The sequence below is a fragment of the Actinomyces israelii genome (assembly GCF_030253495.1).
Lineage (GTDB): Bacteria > Actinomycetota > Actinomycetes > Actinomycetales > Actinomycetaceae > Actinomyces > Actinomyces israelii.
Window position 1 is genome coordinate 3,617,302 of the sequence record NZ_CP124548.1, and the last position, 20,271, is coordinate 3,637,572.

Genomic DNA, 20,271 nt, shown 5'->3' on the forward strand with positions numbered 1-20,271 from the left:
CCGAGATCGGTCCGCTGCACCGAGCCACAGCGAGCTACTCGTCAAGCACCTCGACGAACGGAGCGAAGCGGGCGTAGTAGTCGTCCTGCAGCGAGCGGAGCGTCTCGCGCAGGAACCCGGGCTGGTGCTCGTACTCGTTGAGACCCCGGTAGTAGAAGAGCTTCGTGGCGTCGAGGACGATGAAGGGCATGAGGCCATTGCGCAGGCACTGCTGGAACATCAGCATCCGGCCGACCCGGCCGTTACCGTCCTGAAAAGGGTGGATGCTCTCGAAGCGGTGGTGGAAGTCCGCGACGTCGTCGAGCGTCATGGACCCCGGCGTGCGCGCCAGAAGATCCTCGATCGCCGGCCCGACGCGCCCAGGGGCGACCGTCTCCCGCCCGCCGACGACGTTGGGCACGCGCCTCCAGCCGCCGACGGCGAAGGACGGCCTGCGGGCGTCGGCCGTCCCGCGCTTGAGGATCCGGTGGTAGTCCTTCATCACCGCTGCCGTGATCGGCTCGTCGAACCGGTCGAGCACGGCGTCGAACAGCTCAAAGCTGTTGACGGTCTCCACAATGTCGTCAACGGGGAGGGCATCGCCGGCAATGGTGCGGGTCTCGTAGATGTAGCGGGTCTGCTCCTCATCGAGGCGGCTGCCCTCGATCCGGTTGGAGTTGTAGGCCATGAGCACCTGGTTGAGGTGGTAGAGGCCGCCCTTCATCCGGGTGCGGCGCTGCTCGCGCAGGGTGCGCGCGAACCCCGTGGGGTCAATGGCGTACTCGCCCCGCTCGGGCATGCCGCACCCCCTCCCCGATCCGCAGGGCTTCCATGCTACGAGTCACCCGCACCGAGATCGGTTCACTTCCGGCTCGAGATCGGTTCACTTCCACAACTTCCACATCGAGACGCCGTCGCCTCAGCACGCTCAAAGGTCAGCACGCATGGCGGGGAACTTGTTGAGCGTGAAGCCGGTCTGCTCGTACATGCCCTGTCCCGCCTCGGTGGCCATGAGCTCGGCCCGGCCGATGCCGGTCGATGCGGCCCACCGCATCACCGCCTCGAAGGCCCTCCGGCCGTGTCCGCGGCCGCGATGAGCCGGAAGAGTGCACACGTTGCTGACCAGCACGTCACGGCCGTCGGGAACCTCCGGCGAGGGCGCGGCGTCCCGGACCGCCCCCATCGCGCAGGCAACGACCTCCCGGTCCGCCTGCACGACGAAGATCCCGTATATCGGGTCCCTGATCCTCTCAAGAAACCAGCGGCGCGCATTGCTCCGCCACCGGCCATCCGTCATCGCCGTCCCCGTCACGCGGAACATCTCCTCGCGCAGCGCCACCAGAGCACCGACGTCGGGAACGGTCGCCCGTCTCACGACAATGGCATCATCCACGGTCACGAAACTACCGCGGGCCCAAGCATGAGCAAAGGCCCTCACCCGGGCCGAGTCGAGGCGTGCGCCACGGCGCTCCGTCGGCGGCGGTAGAATCGCCCCATCAGCTCCTGGTGCGCGAATCGCACTGCCCGGTAGGAAGTCCGGGCGGCACCCCGCCCGTGCCCGTCGCCTCGCTCCGTCGAGGAATCCGGCGTCACCAGGTCCGCTTCGGCGTACCTGGAGGCACAATGGCGACGACTTTCACCATCTTCTTCGACGGCCACCGGTGGGTGGGCGTGCTCGAGCAGCACGACGGCGGCCGGATCCGGGCCGTCCGAGTCGTCTTCGGCCGAGAACCGAGCGGCGCGGAGATCGAGGACTGGCTCCGCCGCCACGGCAACGACCTCATTGGCCGCGCGGCCGCTGCGCAGCCCATCGACGGCGGCCGCCCGGCAATGCGGGCGCGCAATCCGAAGCGCGCCCAGCGCGAGGCCGCCCGGCAGGCGCGCCAGCCGCACGGCGCCACCGCCTCCCAGCAGGCCCTCGCCGCAGACCGGGAGGCACGAGTCGCAGCCCGCGCACAGGGTGAGGCCGCCCGACGCCGTCGGGAACGCGAGGAGGCCAGGGCGAGGCGACGCGCACGCGCCCGAGCGCGCCACCGAGGCCGGTGAACCGATCTCGACGCGGAACTGGACCGATCTCGGCGAAGAGGGGCGAGGGTGCCGGCGGGGCTGCGTGCTGGACGGGCGCGCGGGCACACGAGAGCCGCCGGCGCGTACCCCTGAAACACGCGCTCGGCGGCTCGTCGTGCTATGAACCTCCTCTCACTCGGTGGATCCCCGCGGCCGTCGTACCTGGAATAGGCCGCGGAGTCTGGACATCTTCCCCTGTCGTTCCTTGTATTCCTCCTTCCGTGCGAGCTGCGTGCAGGTCTACTGGGCGTTGAGGGCCGCCGTCGGGGGCGTGCGCGCCGCCCGCACCGCCGGGTACAGCCCCGCCACCGCGCCGATAATGACCGTGACCCCCAGGCCCGCCAGGATGATGAGCGCTGGCAGGGAGAAGGGCCAGCCGTTGGCGGCCGCCACCCCGGCCGTCACCCCGACCCCGATGACGCAGCCCAGCGCTCCTCCCAGCCCCGCCAGAAGCAGGGCCTCGGCGAGGAACTGGATGAGGATATGGCTGCGCATCGCCCCCAGGGCCCGTCTCAGGCCGATCTCGCGGCGCCGTTCCAGCACCGAGATGATCATGGTGTTGGCCACCCCGATCCCGCCCACGATCAGGGCGATCGAGCCGACCCCGGTCAGCAGGCTGGTGAAGGCCTGGTCGGCGGCGTTCTTGGCCGCCAGCGCGTCCGAGGGCCGCGAGATCTTGACGGCCCCGGGCGCCTGGGGCGAGATCGTGGGGCCGAGCAGCTCTCTGACCCGCTCGACGGCCTTGTCCGCGCTGCGCTCGTAGATGGTCGTCGGATTGCCCGCGTAGCCGAACAGCCTCTCGGCCACGGGCGCCCCGATGAGCGCCGCATTGTCGAGCTCGGGCGCCAGCACCGACGGCTTGAGGATCCCCACCACGGTGAAGGACGTCCCGCCGAGCCACACCTGGGTGCCGGGCTCCACCACGCCCAGTCGCCGGGCGGCGGAGGCCCCGAGCACGGTGGACGGGTAGGAGGACGTGGCCGGGTTGAGCCAGGCCCCCTTGTCCACCTCGCCGGCGACGACGTCGAGCAGCCCCGGCTCGGCCACCAGGGCCGAGATGCCGCCGGTCGCCGCCTTGTCGCTCAGGGAGTTGCGGTAGACGGAGGCTTTGACCAGCGAGGTCGAGCTCGACTGCTGGACGCCGTCGATCTTGTTCACGCGCCCGACGGCGTCGGTGGGGAACTTGACCTCGGTGCCGGTCAGATCGGAGCCCGGCGTGAGGGTGAGCATATTGGTGCCCAGGGACTCGAGCTGGGCGGTGAGCTGGGCCCGGCTGGAGGTGGACACGCCGACCACCGCGATCATGGCCGCGATGCCGATGGCGATGCCCAGGGCGGACAGGAAGGCGCGCATGGGTCGGGCTCGCAGGCCCGTTCCGGCCAGGCGCAGGATGTCGGCCGGACGCAGGTGCGAGCGCTTCGGGCGCGTCGTCGTCGAGCTCATTGTGCCTCCTTCGCCATTGTCGCCTCGCCCGCCCGCGGGCGGGCCTCACCCGCCTCCGGGTGGGCGGAGTCTGAGACGATCCTCCCGTCCCGGATGGCGACCCGCCGCGGCAGCTTGGCCGCCAGCTCGTTGTCGTGGGTGATGACGACCACCGTCGTGCCCTGCTCGTGCAGCTCGTGGAGGAGCTCGACGATCGAGGCCCCCGAGACCGAGTCGAGGTTGCCGGTCGGCTCGTCTGCCAGGAGCAGGGGCGGGTCCCCGACGACGGCGCGGGCGATGGCCACGCGCTGCCGCTCACCGCCGGAGAGCTGGTGGGGGCGGTGGCGCAGGCGGTGCCCGAGCCCCACGCGCCGCAGGGCGGTCTCGGCGCGCCTGCGGCGCTCGCCTCGCGGCACCCCCAGGTAGAGCAGGCCGTCGGCGACGTTGTCGATCGCCGTCACGCCGTCGGCCAGGTGGAACTGCTGGAAGACGAAGCCGATGCGCCGCGCGCGCACCGCCGACAGGTCCTGGTCCGACAGCCCGGCGACGTCGAGGCCGTCGATCTCGACGGTTCCCGAGCTGGGCCGGTCGAGGGTGCCGATGAGGTTGAGCAGAGTCGACTTGCCCGAGCCGGAGGGGCCGACAACGGCGATGAACTCGCCGCGGTCTACATCCAGGCTGATGCCGGCGCAGGCGGCCACGGGCGGCTCCCCGTAGGTGCGGCGCACATCGCGAAGGGACAGGATGCGGCTCATCGCTGCGGCACCACCACGCGCTGCCCCTCGGCCAGGCCCTCGCCCGAGATCTCGACACGGCCGGCGGCGAACAGCCCGGTGGTCACCGGGACCCGCTGGGTCGTGTTGTCGGCCTGGACCACCTCGACGCCGAACTGCTCCGGGCTCAGGGCGACCAGCGCACCCACGGGCACGGACAGGACGTTCTCGCGCTTGTCGCTGGGCAGGCCCACGGTGACCGAGACCTCCTGGAAGCTCGCGGTGACCGAGGCGTCGTCGGGCGTGATGGTCACCGGGATGACGCGCTCCTTCTCCTTGGAGTCGCCCGACCCGCTCTTCTCCGTGGGGGTGCCCACCGAGGAGATGGTGCCGGTGGTGTCGACGGCCCCCGGCAGGTGCAGGGTGACCTTGTTGCCGACGACGCCGAGCTGCTGGTCGGCGAGCTTGATGTTGACGTCCACCACCTGGGCGGTGGAGGTGACGTCGTACAGGTCGCCCTCGACCGCCGCCTTGTCCCCCACGCGGGACTTGATGGAGCCCACGCGCAGGTCGTCCGGGGCGAAGACGACGCGCCCCAGCGGGATGGCGCCGGTCTGCTCCAGGTCCTTGTCCTTCTGCCAGGCCCTGATCGCCCGCATGGTCCACCACCCGAAGGTGCCGTCCGGCTCGCGGGTGAAGTAGCCCAGAGACTGCAGGGCGGCCTGGAGCTGCTGGACGTCGCTGCCCTTGCTCATGCCGTCCTCGAAGGCGCGCCAGGCGGGGATGGAGCCGTGCATGAGGTAGGCGGGCTCGCCGCCGACGTCGTAGAGCTGGTCGCCGGCGTGGAGCACTGTGCCGGCCGCCGGCAGCCAGGTGACCACGCCCTCGAATCCGGAGCGCAGCACGTGGGAGTCGGAGAAGCGCAGGGTGCCGGCGGCGCTCGTCTCGCCCTGCAGGGTCCCGCGGGTGATCTCCTCGGTGGTGCCGGTGAACTCGGCGGGCTTGTCCTCGTTCTTCCTCGCCTGGCCCGGGAGCACTCCGACCGCCGCCGCGGTGCCCGCCCCGGCTCCGACCAGGAGGAGGGCGGCGCCGGCTCCGATGAGGAGCCGACGGCGGGTCGGGTGCGCGGAGCCCTTCCTCCTCGGGGCCTCCGCACCGGCCGGGTCGCCCGCGCCCTCACCGCCCTCGATGAGGGACGCGAGGTCGCCCCCGGCGTCACGGGTTCGACGCCTGAGCCTCACTGGCTGTCCCCGGACGTCGCGGCGGCGCACTTCTCAATGGCCTCCTGGGGGATGGTGCCGACGTCGAGGGACAGGCCCTTGCCGGGCTCGGGGTCCTTGACGTCGTAGCCGTCGTTGCGCAGGCACTCGGCGAGCGCAATGCTCGACTTGAGGATCTCGGGGTCGTCGGGTCCCTGGGTGCTGGCCCCGGGCGGCGTGCCGAGCTTCTTCTCGCACTCCTCGACGGCGGTGTTGAAAGCGGCCGCGTCCCCGCCCACGTCCTGGGTACGGACGTCCTTGTCGTCCGCGGAGTCGGAGACGTTGAAACCCGCGTCGCGCAGGCACTGGTTGAACTTGAGGTTGTAGTCCTGGGCCGCATCGGCCGTGCTGCTGGTGGAGGCATCGGCGGCGTCGGCCGACTTGCCGCCCCCGCACGCGGCGACCATCCCGAGAGCGCAGACCACGCTCGCCGCTGCCGCGAACATCCTCGTCTTGCCGTTCCTCATTGGGGTTCTCCTCATTCCTCGATCGTGGGTTCTGAGCTCCCGTGCGCGCGCCGCCCCGGCATCCGGGGCGGCTCAGCGCCGGGCCCCGGTCCGTCCGGAGCTGGGCACAATCTCAGCGAAGCCGACGTTGCGAGAGCCTTTAGAAAAATCTTTACGCGGGTTTTAACCCCGTCTCCCCTATCGTTGGCTCGGGAAGACGCGGGAGACCGCGGGAGGATGCAGAGCCTGGAGGTCGATGACGTGCGCGTGCTGGTGGTTGAGGACGAGTCCTACCTCGCAGAGGCGATAGCCACAGGGCTGCGCCGCGAGACAATGGCGGTCGACGTCGCGGGCGACGGCGCCGAGGCGCTGGCCCAGGTCGAGATCGCCGACTACGACGTCGTCGTCCTGGACCGGGACCTGCCCGGCACCCACGGCGACGAGGTCTGCGCCCGCCTTGCCCGCGAGCACCCGGAGGTGAGAGTGCTCATGCTCACCGCGGCCCGCTCCCTGCGCGAGCGGGTGGAGGGCTTCCAGATCGGGGCGGACGACTACCTCGTCAAGCCCTTCGAGTTCCCCGAGCTCGTGGCCCGCCTGCGCGCGCTGGAGCGGCGCAACCAGCCGGCCCGCGGGCCCGTCCTGGAGTCCCAGGGGGTACGGCTGGACCCCTTCCGCCGGGAGGTCTCACGCGACGGCCACTTCGTGCGGCTGAGCCCCAAGGAGTTCGCGGTCCTGCAGCTGCTCATGGAGGCCGACGGCGGGGTGCTCAGCGCCGAGACGATCCTGGAGAAGGCCTGGGACGCCAATGCCGACCCCTTCTCGAACACCATGCGGGTGACGATCTCCCACCTGCGCAAGCGCCTCGGCCGGCCCTGGGTCATCCAGACGGTCCCGGGCGCCGGCTACCGCTTCGGGGGCTGACATGTCGTCGCAGCGCAGCTCGGGCGACCCGGCCGTCGAGACGGCCCGGACGGCGTCATCCGCGTCAGGACCGACGACGACCGCTTCGGCTCTGTCGGCGTCGCCGCCGTCTGGGCAGTCGGCCCGGAGGCCCAGGGCCCGCAGGCTGACCATCCGCGCCCGGCTCACCCTGACCTATGCGGGCCTGGTGACCGGGTCGGGCGCCGTCCTCATCGCCCTGGTCTACCTCTATATGCGCCGCTTCGAGGTGCCGGTTTCCGAAGCGCCGGTGGTGGGCACCAATGAGAGCGACGGGTCCATCTACCTGCGGGTCACCCTCCTGTCGGAGTTCCTCAACACCATGCTCGGGATCTCCCTGGGGGCGCTCGTCCTGCTCGCCCTGCTGTCCGGCGCTGTCGGCTGGGTGGTCGCCGGTCGCATGCTCGCCCCGCTGTCGACCATGAACGAGGCCGCCAAGCAGGCGGCATCCGGCGATCTGAGCCGGCGTCTGGCGCTGGCCGGCCCGCACGACGAGATCCGCGACCTGGCCGACACCTACGACCACATGCTCGACTCCCTGGAGTCCTCCCTGGCCACCTACCGCCGCTTCGCCGCCAACGCCTCGCACGAGCTGCGCACGCCGCTGGCCACCGCCCAGACCATGATCGACGTGACCCTGGTCGACCCCGGCGCCTCGGCGGACCAGCTGCGCTCCCTGGTCGAGCGGCTGCGGGAGACCAACCAAGCGAACGTCGAGACCGTCGACGCCCTGCTGGACCTGGCGGAGGCCCAGTCGGGGGACATCTACCGCGAGGAGGTGGACCTCGGCGAGGTGGTGGCCACGGTGCTGGCCCAGCTCGCCCCGGAGGCCGCCGAGCGGGAGGTGACCCTGCCGGCGGCCCCCGGCGACATCGTCGTCGTGGAGGGCGACCCGGTGCTGCTGCGCCAAGCCGTCTCCAACCTGCTGCGCAATGCGGTGCGGCACAACGTCGCGGGCGGCGGCGTCGAGCTCGGGCTCGCCCGCGCGGGCGACAGGGCCCGGCTGCTGCTGTCCAACGACGGACCGCTCGTGCCCGCCGAGCACCTGACAGCACTGCGCGAGCCCTTCGTGCGCGGCGCCGGGCGGGGCCGGACCCGCGGCGACGGTCACGGCCTGGGCCTGGCCATCGTCTCCGCGGTCGCGGCCGCCCACGACGGCGTCCTGGAGCTGTCCGCGAACCCGTCGGGCGGGCTGAGCGTCGTCCTCGACCTGCCCGCGCGCAGCGGCGAGCCGGAGGGCGGGGCCCTGTGACGCGCCGCCGGCCCCTTCTCCAGAGCCTTGGACGTTCGGACGTCTCAGTACTGGTAGGTGCGTTCGAGGGAGCGGTAGCGCAGCAGGCGGGCGGTGGCGAGAATCGTCACCACCAGGCCCACCAGCCCGGACACCCCGGCGATCAGGAGCATCAGCATGATCAGCGGCATGCGCGAGAGGTTCAGGGGCGGTCCGATGACGACGTTGCTAGTCCCCGCGGGGCAGGTCACCGTGAACGTGCCCGTCCCGGGAGCCTCGAACAAGGCGTACAAGGCGTAGGGCATGGTGTCGGACAGCGGGGTCAGCGCCACGGTGTCGCCGCTCGGAGCGGTGACGGTGCAGTCGGTCGTGGTCCCGCCGAAGGTCGAGGTGTACAGGGCCGAGGTGGTCCCCTGCTCCAGGTACACCGTACCGGCCTCGCCCAGCGGCTCGCCCAGGCCCCTGGAGCCCCCGAACGCCACGAACATGCTGGCGGCGCCGAGGACCAGCGGCACGACGAACAGAAGGACCAGGCCGATCACCGCCATGCGCCAGGGTCGGCGCCTCGCGCGGGGCTGGGTGCTGAAGCCCGTGTCGGCCCCCAGGCCCGTGTACTCGCGCACGGGCGGTAGAGGGGCCGCCAGTCGGACCAGTCCGTCTCCGGGCGCGCGCGCATACGGATCCGGGCCGCTGCCCCCGCGGTCGGCCTCGGTGTCCCCCGCAGGCGACCCGAACGACGTCGTCGCCGGGGCCGTCTGCCAGTCGGAGTCCGCAGGCGAGGCCGACGACCGCTCGAGTCTCTGCTCGTGCAGGTAGGCCGCCAGCTCCTCGGGGCTCAGACGCTTGCCGTAAAGGGGCTGGCCGTCCTCGGTCTCGTAGCGCGCCACGCGTGACTCAGCCCTGACGGCCACCTGCGGGACCACCGACCTTCGCCGCGATCTCAAGCACAAGGCGCAGCCCCAGGATCTCGGTCAGGACCCAGGGCAGGTTCACGAGCAGGTCGATGAGGAACTTGCCGACGTCGAACTCCGAGCCGGAAAGAGAGGAGAAGGACAGCGAGACGCCCGCCTTGTAGGACGTGTAGAGCCAGGACAGTGCGAAGCCGATGGTGCCGACGATCATGACGATCGTGCCGTACTTGGCCGCGAAGGAGCGGCCGGCGTCGAACAGGTTGGTGAAGACGGAGTCCCCGGCCGGAGCCATGCCCGGCTGCTGCGGCACCGCGCCGGTGGGGACGTACTGGGTGTTCTGGGCCGCGAACTGCTGCGGGTTGTAGGCGCCCGGGGCGCCCGGGGCCGACGGCGCGGAGGTGGGTGGGATGTAGGGCTGTCCGGGATTGGGAGGTTGAGTCATGGCGAACTTCCTTCGTCGTTGGGAGTACTCGCACACTATAGTCACGGGGCCGGAGGCTCCGGACAGAGGATCACGTTCTGATCTCGGCCAGGATACGCCGGTCACGACGACGTCAGAAACGGGGCAGGATCATGGCGCCGCCCACAGACGTCCTCGGCGCCGCACTCCGCCCCGTCCGGCCGGTGCGGGCGGGCACGACCTGGACCTCGCCGTCGGCGGCCGCGGCGAAGATCCGCTCGGCAGCCGCCTGGCGCAGGCGCAGGGCGCGGTTCTCGCGCTCAAGGGCCTCCAGGCGGCGCTCGAGATCCAGGATACGCCGGATGCCCTCCAGGTTGACGCCGTCCTGGCTCAGGGCCTGGACGCGCCGCAGCCGTTCGACGTCGCGGTGTGAGTAGCGTCGGCCCCGCCCGGAGGTGCGGGCGGGGCTGACGAGCCCGAGGCGGTCGTACTGGCGCAGCGTCTGCGGGTGCATGCCGGCCAGCTCGGCCGCCACCGAGATGACGTAGACGGCGCGCTCGGCGGCGTCGTCGGCTGGGAAGTCGACGCTCTGGCCGGTGCGGCGCCGCGGGCTCACTGCGACGCCTCCCGGGCCAGCGAGGCGCGCGGGTCGGACTCCATGGCGGCGTCGAAGGCCTCCAGGGCGTCCTTGGCCGCGCGCGAGAGCCTCCGGGGCACGGCGACCTGGATGGTGACGAGCAGGTCCCCGGTCTTCTTGGAGGTGACGACCCCCTTGCCGCGCACCCGCATGACGGTGCCCGAGGACGTGCCGGCCTTGATCTTGATGCGGGTGGTCGTCCCGTCCAGGAGCGGCACCTCGACGGTTGCGCCCAGCGCCGCCTCCTTGAGGGTGACCGGCAGGTCCATGCGCAGGTTGACGCCGTCGATGGAGTAGACGGGGTGCTTGGCGACGGTGATGGTGATGACCATGTCGCCGTTCTCGCCGCCGTCGCGCCCGGGACGGCCCTTGCCGCGCAGGCGGATCTTCTGGCCGTTGTGCACGCCCGCGGGAATGCGCACGGTCATGGTCCGCCCGTCGGCGGTGAGCTCGACGGTGGTCCCGGCGACGGCGTCGCGCAGCGACAGGGTCGCGCTGGTGATCACGTCGGGGCCCTTGACGGGCTCGGGCTGGGAGCCGAAGCCCCCGAAGCCGAAGGGGCCGCGGGAGCGCCGCCCGCCGAAGCCGCCCGCACCGCCGGCCGCCCCGAACTGGCGCAGGAGCTCGTCGATGTCGGGGTCGGCGCCGCCCGACGTGGTGAAGCGGACGTTGCCGCCACCGCCGCCGAACATCGAGGAGAAGATGTCCTCGAAGCCGGCGCCGGCGCCGCCCCCGGTGCCGGAGGTGAAGCGGGCCCCGCCTCCGGCCATGGAGCGGATGGCGTCGTACTGCTGGCGCTCCTTGGCGTCGGACAGGACCGCGTAGGCCTCCCCGATCTCCTTGAACTTCTCAGCCGCGGCGGCGTCGTCGGGGTTGCGGTCCGGGTGGTACTTCTTGGCGAGGGTCCGGTAGGCCTTCTTAATGGCTGCGGAGTCGGCGTCCTTGGCGACGCCGAGGACCGCGTAGAAGTCCTTGGTCATCCAGTCCTGGCTGGCCACGGGTCACCGCCTCCTTGTCTGGGTGGTAGTCGTGTTTCTGTCTTTCGTGCGTGTGCGGGTGGGTCAGGCGGGGTTCGCGACCTGGACGCGAGCGGCCCGCACGATCCTCTCACCCAGGCGGTAGCCCGGCTGCAGGACCAGGGAGATGGAGGGCTCGCTGACCTCGTCCGACTCGGTGGCCATGAGGGCCTCGTGGATCGTCGGGTCGAAGACCTCGCCCACCTCGCCGAAGCGCACCAGGCCGAACTTGTCGGCCAGGATCGCCTCAAGCTTGCCCGCGGTGGTCTCGAAGGTGCCGGTGAGGTCCCCGTGCTGACGGGCCAGCTCGATCTCGTCGAGGACCGGGATGAGGGCCTCGACGACGGCGGCCTGCCCGGTCTCCCGGTGCCCCGCGGCCCCCTCGCGGGAGCGGCGCACGAAGCCCTGGTACTCCTGCTGGAGGTTGTACAGGTCGGCGCGCGCCCGGGCCAGGTCGTCGGCCGCCTGCGCGGCCTGTGCCCGGGCCCGCTCGAGCTCGGAGGTCTCGGCGGGCTCAGAGGGCCCAGCGGGCTCAGAGGCCCCGGCAGCCCGGGCGGACCCGGCAGCCCGGGCCCCGCCGTCGTCGGCCCCCCCGGAGCCCTCGGCCTCCCCGGCCTCCCCCGCAGGGGCGACCGGGTTGCCCGACTCATCCAGCACGACACCGTCGAAGGCGGAATCGACAGCCTCCGCCAGGGCGGGGTCTACCTGCTCCCCGCCGTCTCCGTTGTCCGTGCGCCCGGTGTTCTCGTCACTCACTTGGAGTCCTCGTCGTCAATGATCTCGGCGTCAACAATGCCGTCGTCCTCGGCCGGGGCCTCGGAGGAGGCGCCGGCGGCGGAGGTCTGGGCCTGCTGGGCCTGGTCGTGCTGGTAGAGGGCCTCGCCGATCTTCTGGGCGACCTCGCTCAGCTTCTCCTGGGCGGTCTTGACGGGCTCGATGTCCGAGCCCTCGAGGGCCTTCTTGAGGTCATCGACGGCGCCGGAGACCTCGGAGTGGACGGCCTCGGGCAGCTTGTCCTTGTTGTCCTTGAGGAGCTTCTCCACGGAGTAGGCCTGCTGCTCGGCGGTGTTGCGGGTCTCGGCGTCCTCGCGGCGCTTCTTGTCCTCGGCGGCGTGCGCCTCGGCGTCCTTGACCATGCGGTCGATGTCCTCCTTGGGCAGGGCCGAGCCGCCGGAGATGGTCATGGACTGCTCCTTGCCGGTGCCGCGGTCCTTGGCGGAGACGTGGACGATGCCGTTGGCGTCGATGTCGAAGGAGACCTCGATCTGCGGGATACCGCGCGGGGCCGGGGCGATGCCGGTGAGCTCGAAGGTGCCCAGCGGCTTGTTGTCGCGGGCGAACTCGCGCTCGCCCTGGTAGACCTGGATGAGCACGGAGGGCTGGTTGTCCTCGGCGGTGGAGAAGACCTCGGAGCGCTTGGTCGGGATGGCCGTGTTGCGCTCGATGAGCCTGGTCATGACCCCGCCCTTGGTCTCGATGCCCAGCGACAGGGGGGTGACGTCAATGAGCAGGACGTCCTTGCGGTCGCCCTGGATGACGCCGGCCTGGAGGGAGGCGCCGATGGCGACGACCTCGTCCGGGTTGACGCCCTTGTTGGGCTCCTTGCCGCCGGTCAGCTCGCGCACCACCTGGGCGACGGCGGGCATGCGGGTGGAGCCGCCCACCAGCACGACGTGGTCGATCTCGGACAGGGAGACGCTGGCGTCCTTGATGACGTTGTGGAAGGGCACCTTGGTGCGCTCCAGGAGGTCGGCGGTCATCTCCTCGAAGTGGGAGCGGGTGAGCTTCTCGTCCAGGTGGATGGGGCCGGACTCGCTCATGGACAGGTACTGCAGGTTGATGTTGGTGCTCGTCGCGGACGACAGCTCCTTCTTGGCCTGCTCGGCGGCGTCCCTCAGGCGCTGCATGGCGATCTTGTCCTTGGACAGGTCGACGCCGTCCTTGGACTTGACCTGCTTGACGAGCCAGTCCACGATGCGGGCGTCCCAGTCGTCGCCGCCCAGGCGGTTGTCGCCGTTGGTGGCGCGCACCTGGATGGTGGCGAAGCCGTCCTCGTCCTTGCCGACCTCCAGCAGGGAGACGTCGAAGGTGCCGCCGCCCAGGTCGAAGACGAGGATGAGCTCGTCCTCCTTGCCCTTGTCCAGGCCGTAGGCCAGGGCCGCGGCGGTGGGCTCGTTGACGATGCGGTCCACGCTCAGGCCCGCAATGGTGCCGGCCTCCTTGGTGGCCTGGCGCTCGGCGTCGTTGAAGTAGGCCGGGACGGTGATGACCGCGTTGGTGACGGTCTCGCCCAGGTAGGCCTCGGCGTCGGCCTTGAGCTTGGCCAGGATGCGGGCGCTGATCTCCTGGGCCGTGTACTTCTTGCCGTCGATGGTGACGGACCAGTCGGTGCCCATGTGGCGCTTGACCGAGGAGATGGTGCGGTCGACATTGGTGACGGCCTGGCGCTTGGCCACCTCGCCGACGAGGACCTCGCCGGACTTGGAGAAGGCGACGACGGAGGGGGTCGTGCGGCCGCCCTCGGCGTTGGGGATGATGGTGGGCTCGCCGCCCTCGAGGACGGCGATGGCGGAGTTGGTGGTACCGAGGTCGATACCGACGGCGCGTGCCATGGAAGACTCCTTGCTGCTCCTGACGGAGCGACGGTTGATGTTGAGTGGTATGCATTCAGGATTGCGGTTGAGCGGAGCCGTGTCAACTTCGCCGTCCTCAATCTTGAGCCTGCTGAACTCAACTTCAGCGCGGGAGGTTCTATTCCGCGCCGCCGCTCCGGGCCGTATGCGGTGCGCCACAGGACCTGCCTCCCCCGAGCCGGAGCACCCCGGCACCCTTTTGCCGAGATCGGTAGATCTCCGCACCGAGACCGGTTCGAAGCGCCCGCCCGGCACCATCCTCACCATGCCCGCGGGCCTGACCATGACGGGCCCGCCGAACGCCGTTCCGCTGGTCACCGCCGTCTTTTCACAGAAGACCCACAAGAGGGACCTGCGCGCGCCACACGCCGGCTCGACACGGTGGAACCATGTCGAGCAAGCACCATCCACCGGCCCCGCACGCCGCCGCCCCGGCCGACCCCGCCGGAACCACCGGTTCAGCCGCCACCGCCGCGCCCCCGCCCGGGCAGCACCGCCGCCACACGCGCCGCAATATTCTGCTGGGCGGCGCCGCCGCCCTGGGCCTGGCCGCCACCGGCACCAGCGCCTGGGCGCTCAACCGCTTCGTCATCGACCACACCGAGATCACCGACGTCGAGGCCTACGAGGCCGAGAACGCCGCCGCGACCTCGGCCGCGACCGCCGACGCGTCCAGCATTACAATCACCGACACCTCCTACACATCCTCGCTCACCTCGATCGCGATCGGCACGGTCGCCACCGGCTCCGGGGACGACACCGTCACCTACTACACGGCCGACATCACCGTCACCGACGCCACCGCCGTCCGCAGCGCCTTCGCCAACAACGAGTACGGCACCAACATCACCGCCAAGCCGAGCCGGATCGCCGCCGAGCACGACGCCGTCTTGGCCATCAACGGCGACTACTACGGCTTCCGCACCGACGGCATCCTCATCCGCAACGGCGTGGTCTACCGCGACGACGGCGTGCGCGACGGCATGGTCTTCTACTCCGACGGCCGCTGCGAGATCTACGACGAGACCTCCACCGGCGCCCAGGCCCTCCTGGACGCCGGGGCGTGGAACACGCTGTCCTTCGGCCCCGCCCTGGTCAGGGACGGGCAGATCCCCGCCGGGATCGACAGCGTCGAGGTCGACACGAACTTCGGCAACCACTCCATCCAGGGGACGCAGCCGCGCACCGCCCTCGGGTGGGTGGAGACCGACCACTACATGTTCGTCGTCGTCGATGGCCGTGACGAGGGCTACTCGCGCGGAGTCACCATGACCGAGCTCGCCCGGATCATGGCCGGCCTCGGCTGCCGGGCCGCCTACAACCTCGACGGCGGGGGCTCCTCGGCCATGTACTGGGGCGGGCGGATCGTCAACCGGCCCTCCAACGGGGGCGAGCGCGCCACCTCCGACATCCTCTACATCACCAGGGGGGCATGAGATGAGCGTGCAGACAGGCCCCGTCCCGGTCCGCCCCCGCATCGCCCCCGGCCGCCGCTCCCCCGCCGGGAGCCCGACGCGCCCGACGCCGGGGCGGGGCGCTGCGGCCCGGGGAGGGCGGGCCCGTCCCGCCCGTCTGGCGGTGCTCGTGCCCGCCTACCAGCCCGACGCCCGGCTGGCCGGCCTGGTGACCGACATCCGCCGCCGGCTGCCCGGCGCGCAGGTGCTCGTCGTCGACGACGGCTCCGGCCCCGCCCACGAGCACGTGCTCGCCGCGGCCCGCGCCGCCGGCGCCGCGGTCACCGGCTACCCGGCCAACGCGGGCAAGGGCGCGGCCCTGCGCACCGGCCTGGCACGGGTGGCGGAGCTGTGGCCGGACGCCGACGTCGTGTGCGCCGACGCCGACGGGCAGCACACGCCCGCCGACATCGCCGCGGTGGCGCGCCGGGTCCGCGAGACCGGCCGCATGACGCTGGGCGTGCGGGCCTTCACCGGGCCGGTGCCCCTGCGCAGCCGGCTGGGCAACCGGGCGACCGCGCTGCTGTTCCGCGGGGCGACCGGGTGGCGGCTGCGCGACACCCAGACCGGTCTGCGCGGCTACCCGGCCGGCGGGCTGGAGTGGCTGATGGAGGTCCCCGGCAACCGGTACGAGTACGAGTTGTCGGCCCTGCTGCGGGCCCGCGAGCTGGGGATGGCGGTCGAGGAGGTCGAGATCGCCACGGTCTACGAGCCCGGCAACACCTCCTCCCACTTCCGTCCGCTGCGGGACTCGGCGCGGATCTACGCCCCGCTGCTGCGCTTCACGGGGGCGTCGCTGGCGAGCTTCGTCATCGACTGGGTCGGGGTCATGGTGCTGCACCTGCTCACCGGGAACCTGCTGGCGAGCGTGGTGGGGGCGAGGCTGATCAGCGGCACCGCCAACTTCTTCATGAACCGTCGCGTCTTCCGGGCGGCGCCGGGGACGGTGGGGCGCACGGCGGTGCGCTACGTGGCGCTTGCCCTCGCCCTGGTCGCGGCGAGCTATCTCGCGCTGGCCGTGCTGACCGGTATCGGCATCCCGCTGGGCATTGCCAAGGTCGTGGGCGACAGCGCGATCTACATGACCAGCTATGCGATCCAGCGCCGGGTCGTGTTCCGCGAGAGGGCCTGAGAACCGGCTGGTGCGCGGCGTGGGGGTGTTTCAGAGGGTGGGATGGTGCCGAGCAGCGGGGCCAGGCCAACGGCGGCATCACCGCCAGACACCGGCATCAACCACCCGCACCAGAACCGATCTCGAGCCGGAAGTGAACCGATCTCGGCGGAAGGGGGCGGCCGCGTCTGGCCCCCCTCGCCCCCGGGACTCTCCCCCCGCCCTCGGGGGCTCGTCGAGGTCAGGCGCGCGGCTGGCGCTCCGCCCACTCGCGCGGGCTCACGCGGGACCCCGTGTAGAAGGGCGTGTCCTGGCGCACGTGAAGCCGGGCCTCGGTGTAGCGCTGGTGGTGGATGACGCCCTCCAGGCGGTCCAGGGTGTCGGCCTCGAAGGCGAGAATCCACTCGTAGTCGCTCATGCCGAAGGCCGACAGCGTGGAGCCCTTGACGTCCGGGTACTTCGAGAACCCGTTGCGGCCGTGCGCGGCCATAATGCGCGAGCGCTCCTCGGCGGGCAGCAGGTACCAGTCGTAGCTGCGCACGAACGGGTAGACCATGCACCAGTCGCGCGGGGCGACGCCCCCCAGGCAGGCCGGAATGTGCCGGCTGTTGAACTCGGCGGGCGTGTGCAGCCCCATGCAGGACCACACGGGCTCCAGGTACCGGCCCAGCGCGCTGGCGCGCAGCCGGTGGCTGGCGTCCTGGAGCTTCTCGGGGTCGTCGTCGAGCCACCAGATCATGAGGTCGGCATCCGAGCGGAACCCGGCCACGTCGTACCAGCCGCGGGTCGTGACCTCGGACTGGTCGACGAAGAAGTTCGACTCCCCGACCAGCCGGCGGCGCGTGTCCTCCAGAGCCGGCAGAGGCGCCACCAGGCAGTAGACGGCGTAGAGGGCGTAGTGGTGCCGGTTGTTGACGGCGTCGAAATCGACGTCGGTGGCGTCGCGCGGGTCGCGGTAGGGGCGGCGCTCCTCGTCCTCGAAGCGGTGCAGGCGCGGATCGCCCGCACCCGAGTCGGCAGTGGGCTGGGAGGCGTCATGGTTCGTCATCGCGTGCTTCCTTCATTGACGAGAGCAGTATCAGGAGCAGTATGCGGGCTTGCGGACACCGATGGGAGTGATTTCGCGGTCGGGCGCATCCCGCGACCGCGGGCGGAGCGGGTCTCCGGCCGGCAGCACTGGGGCGGGCAGACGGTGTGGAAGGGGCCGACGCCGGTGGTCGACGCCGGGCGGACCTCCTCGCCGCGAGCCACGGCGGCCCGCTCCGCGAGCACGTCCGCCAGGGAGGACACCAGGGCCGGGTGCGTCCCGGCGGTCGCGGCCCGCACGTAGGGCAGGCCCAGGCGGGCGGCGGTCTGCGCGGCCTCGGTGTCCAGGTCGAAGACGACCTCCATGTGGTCGGCCACGAAGCCGATGGGCGCGACGACGACGCCGACGGGCGGGCGCACGGGCGTGCCATCGGTCAGGCGGCCGCCCACGAGGGCCTCCAGGTGGTCGTTGACATCCGGCTCGAGCCAGCGGGCGTGCGGCGGCCCGGAGCGCGAGCAGTACACGAGGTCGTGGCCGGGCGCCGCCTCCAGGCCGAGGCTCTCGGCCAGGGCGGGCAGGAGGACCTCGATGAGACGGCGGTGCTGCTCCACGTAGGAGATCTCCGTGGACAGGTCCGCGGTCACGCCCGGCTCAAGGCGCGGAGCGGCGACCGGCGCCGCCCCGCCGAGATCCGGCACTACCTCGCCGGGACCCGGCGCCGAGAGCTCCTCCATGGAGACGGGCACGGAGTGGGTGACCAGCACGAGCCTGACGCTCTGCGGAGGCAGGCCCCGCTCGGCCATCCGCCCGTAGGCCTCGGCAATGGCGTCGACATTGGCCCTCAGCATGCCCTCGGTGTTGTAGAAGGGGCGGGTCTTGTCCACTACGAGCTCCACCGGCGCCCCGCCCGCGCCCCCCACCCGTGCGGCGGCGTCGGCCTCGGCGCCCCGCCCGGTGCTCCCGTCGGCGCCGGCGGCGAGCAGGGTCAGCGCCCCGGCCACGTCCTCGCGGTACTGCCGGCAGCCGGAGTAGGAGCCGTAGGCGGAGGTCGTGATCGCCAGGACGCGGCGCGCCCCGCCGTCGGCCAGAGCGCGCAGGGCCTCGGAGACGAAGGGGCGCCAGTTCCGGTTGCCGATGACCACGGGCAGGCGCGAGCCGCGGGCGGCGAGCTCGGCCCGCAGCGCCTCCAGCAGCTCGGCGTTGCGGGCGTTGATCGGCGAGACGCCGCCGAAGCGGCCGTAGTGGCCGGAGACCTGCAGGAGCCGGGAGTCGGGCACGCCCCGCCCGGCGGTGGCGTTGCGCATGAAGGGCAGGACGTCGTCGGGGCCCTGCGGGCCGCCGTAAGACAGCAGCAGGACGGCGTCGTAGGGGGCCAGTGGATCCGTCATGCGCGCCCTCCCGAGAGCTCCGACATCACAGCGAGCCCGGCGAGCGGCTCGTCCCGCCAGTCCGGCCAGTCGCCGGCGGTCGGGGCAGCCGGCCGAGTCGGAATCGTCGGGAGGTCGGCGGCCCCCCGCTCCACACCCGCGTCCTCGGCGCCCCCGGCGCCCTGAGCCTCGCGGGCGGGGCAGGCCGCGGGCGGGCGGACGCCGTCGCGCAGCCCGGCGGCGACCTCCGGGCCGACCACGAGGTCGAGGGCCGCGAGATACTCCCGCTCGCGGCCGGCCTCCCCGGCGGCGCGCGCGGCGACGCTGGGGTGGTGCAGCAGGCGGGCGGCCAGCCGGTGCAGCGCGCGGGCTGCGTCCTCGGCGTCGACGCGGCCGTCCGCAGGGCGCAGGCGGGCGATCTCCTCCTCGACGACGGCGCCGACGCCGCTGCGCAGCCGCCGCACGACCGGGTCCATGCGGCGCCCGGCCCGCACCCGCTCGAAGCCCGCCGCCTCCTCGGCCACGATCCGCCGCGCCGCATCGACCTGGGAGGCCTCGACGTCGGGTACGGCGCGCTGCACACTGGGCAGGTCGATGAGCAGGACGCCGGGCAGGGAGCCGACGGACCGCTCGACGTCGCGGCTCAGGGCGAGGTCGAGCACGACCAGGGGGCGCGCTGCGGGCCCGGCGCCCCCGTGCGGCGCTGCGGGCCCGGCGCTCCGGCGCAGGCCCGTGGCCGAGGCGACCAGCCCCCGGGTCAGGACGGGAGCGCCCAGCCCCCGGCAGGTGACGACGAGGTCGGCCTGCGCCAGCGAGCGCGGCAGCTCGTCCTTATCGACGGCGCGCACGCGGTGCCCGGCGGCGAACTCCCTGGCGCGGTCGGACCGGGAGTGGACCCCGATGTCGCGGATCCCGCGGTTGCGCAGGGCGGTGACGGTGGCGCCCGCGTAGGCGCCCGTGCCGACGATGAGGGCGCGCACCCCCTCGGGCGGCGGCAGGCGGCGCGCTGCGAGCTCCAGGCCGACGGCGACGACGCTGCGGCCGGTGCCGGCCAGCGCGGTCCGGGCGGCCACGCGCCGGGAGACGGCCGAGGCGTGCTCGACGGCGCGGGTAATGGCCCCGGTGACGGTGCCCTCGGCGGTGGCGAGGATCAGAGCGCGGCGCAGCTGGCCGGCGATCTCGCGCTCGCCGACCACCATCGACTCCAGCCCGGCCGCGGTGGCGAAGAGCTCGCGGTGCGCGGCCCGATCGGACCACAGGCTCAGGCGGACGGGCTCGCCTGCTCCCGAGCGCTCGGCGAGGAAGTCGGTCACGGCGTCGCGCAGGTCCTCGGCCGGCGAGCCCTCGGGGGCGTCCAGAAGGATCGCCAGGCGGTTGCAGGTGCCCAGGACGAGGACGCCGTCGATCCCCCGGACGGCGCGCAGCAGGTCGGGCCCGAGTCGCGCGGAGACGCCGCCCAGGCGGGAGACTGCCTCCAGGCCCTGGGCGCGGTGGTCGGCGGAGAGAAGGTGAACGGTCACAGCGAGCGCTAGTTAAGCATCTCCCGGCAGCGGGGTTCCAACACCGACCGCGGCATAGGGCCCGGCTATCGCGACAATGTGTCAAAATTGCGTTCTGACATACCGTCATATTACGGTCTGCGTTGCGATTCCGGGCGTC

The 20,271-nt window shown here is 72.1% G+C and carries 20 protein-coding genes; 5 read left to right on the top strand and 15 right to left on the bottom strand.

All coding sequences use genetic code 11. From position 1 onward, the window contains the following. Positions 1-34: 34 nt before the first annotated feature. Together AIF0345_RS15035 and AIF0345_RS15040 are read right to left on the bottom strand one after the other, a co-directional pair. Positions 35-778 (bottom strand): Fic family protein, encoded by a 744-nt coding sequence (locus tag AIF0345_RS15035; protein WP_285296594.1) that lies wholly within the window; start codon positions 776-778, stop codon positions 35-37. Positions 779-907: 129 nt separating this feature from the next. Continuing rightward, entirely contained in the window at positions 908-1,372 is a 465-nt protein-coding gene (locus AIF0345_RS15040; RefSeq protein ID WP_268917319.1) for a GNAT family N-acetyltransferase, read from the bottom strand. Positions 1,373-1,602: 230 nt separating this feature from the next. Between AIF0345_RS15040 and AIF0345_RS15045 the strand changes: the two genes are divergently transcribed. Continuing rightward, the gene (locus AIF0345_RS15045; RefSeq protein WP_273166920.1) at positions 1,603-2,025 is read left to right on the top strand and encodes a YjdF family protein; all 423 of its coding nucleotides are present in this window, start codon (positions 1,603-1,605) and stop codon (positions 2,023-2,025) included. Between the two features lie 261 nt (positions 2,026-2,286). Here AIF0345_RS15045 and AIF0345_RS15050 read toward each other — a convergent pair whose 3' ends face one another. From AIF0345_RS15050 to AIF0345_RS15065, 4 genes are read right to left on the bottom strand one after another with little or no spacing between them, the layout of a single operon-like run. Then, positions 2,287-3,489 carry an ABC transporter permease gene (locus AIF0345_RS15050; RefSeq protein WP_043560988.1) on the bottom strand — a complete coding sequence of 401 codons (1,203 nt, stop codon included), beginning with the start codon at positions 3,487-3,489 and terminating at the stop codon, positions 2,287-2,289. Continuing rightward, positions 3,486-4,223, bottom strand: a complete 738-nt coding sequence (locus AIF0345_RS15055) for an ABC transporter ATP-binding protein (protein ID WP_268917321.1) — start codon at positions 4,221-4,223, stop codon at positions 3,486-3,488. Before AIF0345_RS15055 ends, AIF0345_RS15050 begins: the two co-directional genes overlap by 4 nt. Beyond that, positions 4,220-5,422: a peptidoglycan-binding protein gene (locus tag AIF0345_RS15060; protein ID WP_268917322.1), complete on the bottom strand. Its 1,203-nt coding sequence runs from the start codon at positions 5,420-5,422 to the stop codon at positions 4,220-4,222. The genes AIF0345_RS15055 and AIF0345_RS15060 overlap by 4 nt, the downstream gene beginning before the upstream one ends. Then, complete coding sequence (locus AIF0345_RS15065; protein ID WP_268917323.1) at positions 5,419-5,907, bottom strand: hypothetical protein; 489 nt, start codon at positions 5,905-5,907, stop codon at positions 5,419-5,421. The genes AIF0345_RS15060 and AIF0345_RS15065 overlap by 4 nt, the downstream gene beginning before the upstream one ends. A gap of 240 nt (positions 5,908-6,147) precedes the next feature. On the opposite strand from AIF0345_RS15065, the gene AIF0345_RS15070 reads away from it, so the two are divergent. Next, the gene (locus AIF0345_RS15070) at positions 6,148-6,807 is read left to right on the top strand and encodes a response regulator transcription factor (protein WP_268917344.1); all 660 of its coding nucleotides are present in this window, start codon (positions 6,148-6,150) and stop codon (positions 6,805-6,807) included. 1 nt (position 6,808) lies between these two features. After that, on the top strand, positions 6,809-8,077 hold the full coding sequence (locus AIF0345_RS15075; RefSeq protein WP_268917324.1) for a sensor histidine kinase: 1,269 nt from the start codon (positions 6,809-6,811) through the stop codon (positions 8,075-8,077). 44 nt (positions 8,078-8,121) lie between these two features. Here the strand turns inward: AIF0345_RS15075 and AIF0345_RS15080 are convergent, their stop codons facing one another. The 6 genes from AIF0345_RS15080 to dnaK all read right to left on the bottom strand — a co-directional run bounded on the left by AIF0345_RS15080 (position 8,122) and on the right by dnaK (position 13,632). Next, the gene (locus tag AIF0345_RS15080) at positions 8,122-8,943 is read right to left on the bottom strand and encodes a regulatory protein RecX (protein ID WP_268917325.1); all 822 of its coding nucleotides are present in this window, start codon (positions 8,941-8,943) and stop codon (positions 8,122-8,124) included. 7 nt (positions 8,944-8,950) lie between these two features. Further along, the gene (locus tag AIF0345_RS15085) at positions 8,951-9,409 is read right to left on the bottom strand and encodes a hypothetical protein (protein WP_268917326.1); all 459 of its coding nucleotides are present in this window, start codon (positions 9,407-9,409) and stop codon (positions 8,951-8,953) included. Between the two features lie 112 nt (positions 9,410-9,521). After that, complete coding sequence (locus AIF0345_RS15090) at positions 9,522-9,983, bottom strand: heat shock protein transcriptional repressor HspR (RefSeq protein ID WP_043560998.1); 462 nt, start codon at positions 9,981-9,983, stop codon at positions 9,522-9,524. Then, a complete protein-coding gene (locus AIF0345_RS15095) occupies positions 9,980-11,002 on the bottom strand; it encodes a DnaJ C-terminal domain-containing protein (protein WP_043561001.1) in 1,023 nt (340 codons plus the stop codon). Before AIF0345_RS15095 ends, AIF0345_RS15090 begins: the two co-directional genes overlap by 4 nt. A 63-nt stretch (positions 11,003-11,065) precedes the next feature. Further along, positions 11,066-11,776, bottom strand: coding sequence for a nucleotide exchange factor GrpE (locus AIF0345_RS15100; protein ID WP_268917327.1), 711 nt, complete (start codon positions 11,774-11,776; stop codon positions 11,066-11,068). Further along, positions 11,773-13,632 carry a molecular chaperone DnaK gene (gene dnaK / locus AIF0345_RS15105; RefSeq protein WP_268917328.1) on the bottom strand — a complete coding sequence of 620 codons (1,860 nt, stop codon included), beginning with the start codon at positions 13,630-13,632 and terminating at the stop codon, positions 11,773-11,775. The genes AIF0345_RS15100 and dnaK overlap by 4 nt, the downstream gene beginning before the upstream one ends. Before the next feature lie 410 nt (positions 13,633-14,042). Between dnaK and AIF0345_RS15110 the strand changes: the two genes are divergently transcribed. Together AIF0345_RS15110 and AIF0345_RS15115 are read left to right on the top strand one after the other, a co-directional pair. Continuing rightward, positions 14,043-15,089, top strand: coding sequence for a phosphodiester glycosidase family protein (locus tag AIF0345_RS15110; protein WP_268917329.1), 1,047 nt, complete (start codon positions 14,043-14,045; stop codon positions 15,087-15,089). Between the two features lies 1 nt (position 15,090). Continuing rightward, positions 15,091-16,239, top strand: a complete 1,149-nt coding sequence (locus AIF0345_RS15115) for a glycosyltransferase (RefSeq protein WP_268917330.1) — start codon at positions 15,091-15,093, stop codon at positions 16,237-16,239. Between the two features lie 220 nt (positions 16,240-16,459). Here the strand turns inward: AIF0345_RS15115 and hemQ are convergent, their stop codons facing one another. The 3 genes from hemQ to AIF0345_RS15130 are packed head-to-tail and all read right to left on the bottom strand — an operon-like array spanning position 16,460 to position 20,132. Then, entirely contained in the window at positions 16,460-17,266 is an 807-nt protein-coding gene (hemQ, locus tag AIF0345_RS15120; protein ID WP_043561014.1) for a hydrogen peroxide-dependent heme synthase, read from the bottom strand. Beyond that, complete coding sequence (locus tag AIF0345_RS15125; protein ID WP_268917331.1) at positions 17,263-18,633, bottom strand: ferrochelatase; 1,371 nt, start codon at positions 18,631-18,633, stop codon at positions 17,263-17,265. Before AIF0345_RS15125 ends, hemQ begins: the two co-directional genes overlap by 4 nt. Continuing rightward, positions 18,630-20,132 (bottom strand): glutamyl-tRNA reductase, encoded by a 1,503-nt coding sequence (locus AIF0345_RS15130; RefSeq protein ID WP_285296596.1) that lies wholly within the window; start codon positions 20,130-20,132, stop codon positions 18,630-18,632. Before AIF0345_RS15130 ends, AIF0345_RS15125 begins: the two co-directional genes overlap by 4 nt. Between the last annotated feature and the right edge of the window lie 139 nt (positions 20,133-20,271).

Bases quoted from the DNA above. Each gene is read 5' to 3' on its own strand.
- hemQ (WP_043561014.1), bottom strand. From the start codon at position 17,266: ATGACGAACCATGACGCCTCCCAGCCCACTGCCGACTCGGGTGCGGGC.
- AIF0345_RS15115 (WP_268917330.1), top strand. From the start codon at position 15,091: ATGAGCGTGCAGACAGGCCCCGTCCCGGTCCGCCCCCGCATCGCCCCC.
- AIF0345_RS15085 (WP_268917326.1), bottom strand. From the start codon at position 9,409: ATGACTCAACCTCCCAATCCCGGACAGCCCTACATCCCACCCACCTCC.
- dnaK (WP_268917328.1), bottom strand. From the start codon at position 13,632: ATGGCACGCGCCGTCGGTATCGACCTCGGTACCACCAACTCCGCCATC.
- AIF0345_RS15035 (WP_285296594.1), bottom strand. From the start codon at position 778: ATGCCCGAGCGGGGCGAGTACGCCATTGACCCCACGGGGTTCGCGCGC.
- AIF0345_RS15065 (WP_268917323.1), bottom strand. From the start codon at position 5,907: ATGAGGAACGGCAAGACGAGGATGTTCGCGGCAGCGGCGAGCGTGGTC.
- AIF0345_RS15050 (WP_043560988.1), bottom strand. From the start codon at position 3,489: ATGAGCTCGACGACGACGCGCCCGAAGCGCTCGCACCTGCGTCCGGCC.
- AIF0345_RS15125 (WP_268917331.1), bottom strand. From the start codon at position 18,633: ATGACGGATCCACTGGCCCCCTACGACGCCGTCCTGCTGCTGTCTTAC.
- AIF0345_RS15075 (WP_268917324.1), top strand. From the start codon at position 6,809: ATGTCGTCGCAGCGCAGCTCGGGCGACCCGGCCGTCGAGACGGCCCGG.
- AIF0345_RS15055 (WP_268917321.1), bottom strand. From the start codon at position 4,223: ATGAGCCGCATCCTGTCCCTTCGCGATGTGCGCCGCACCTACGGGGAG.
- AIF0345_RS15110 (WP_268917329.1), top strand. From the start codon at position 14,043: ATGTCGAGCAAGCACCATCCACCGGCCCCGCACGCCGCCGCCCCGGCC.
- AIF0345_RS15045 (WP_273166920.1), top strand. From the start codon at position 1,603: ATGGCGACGACTTTCACCATCTTCTTCGACGGCCACCGGTGGGTGGGC.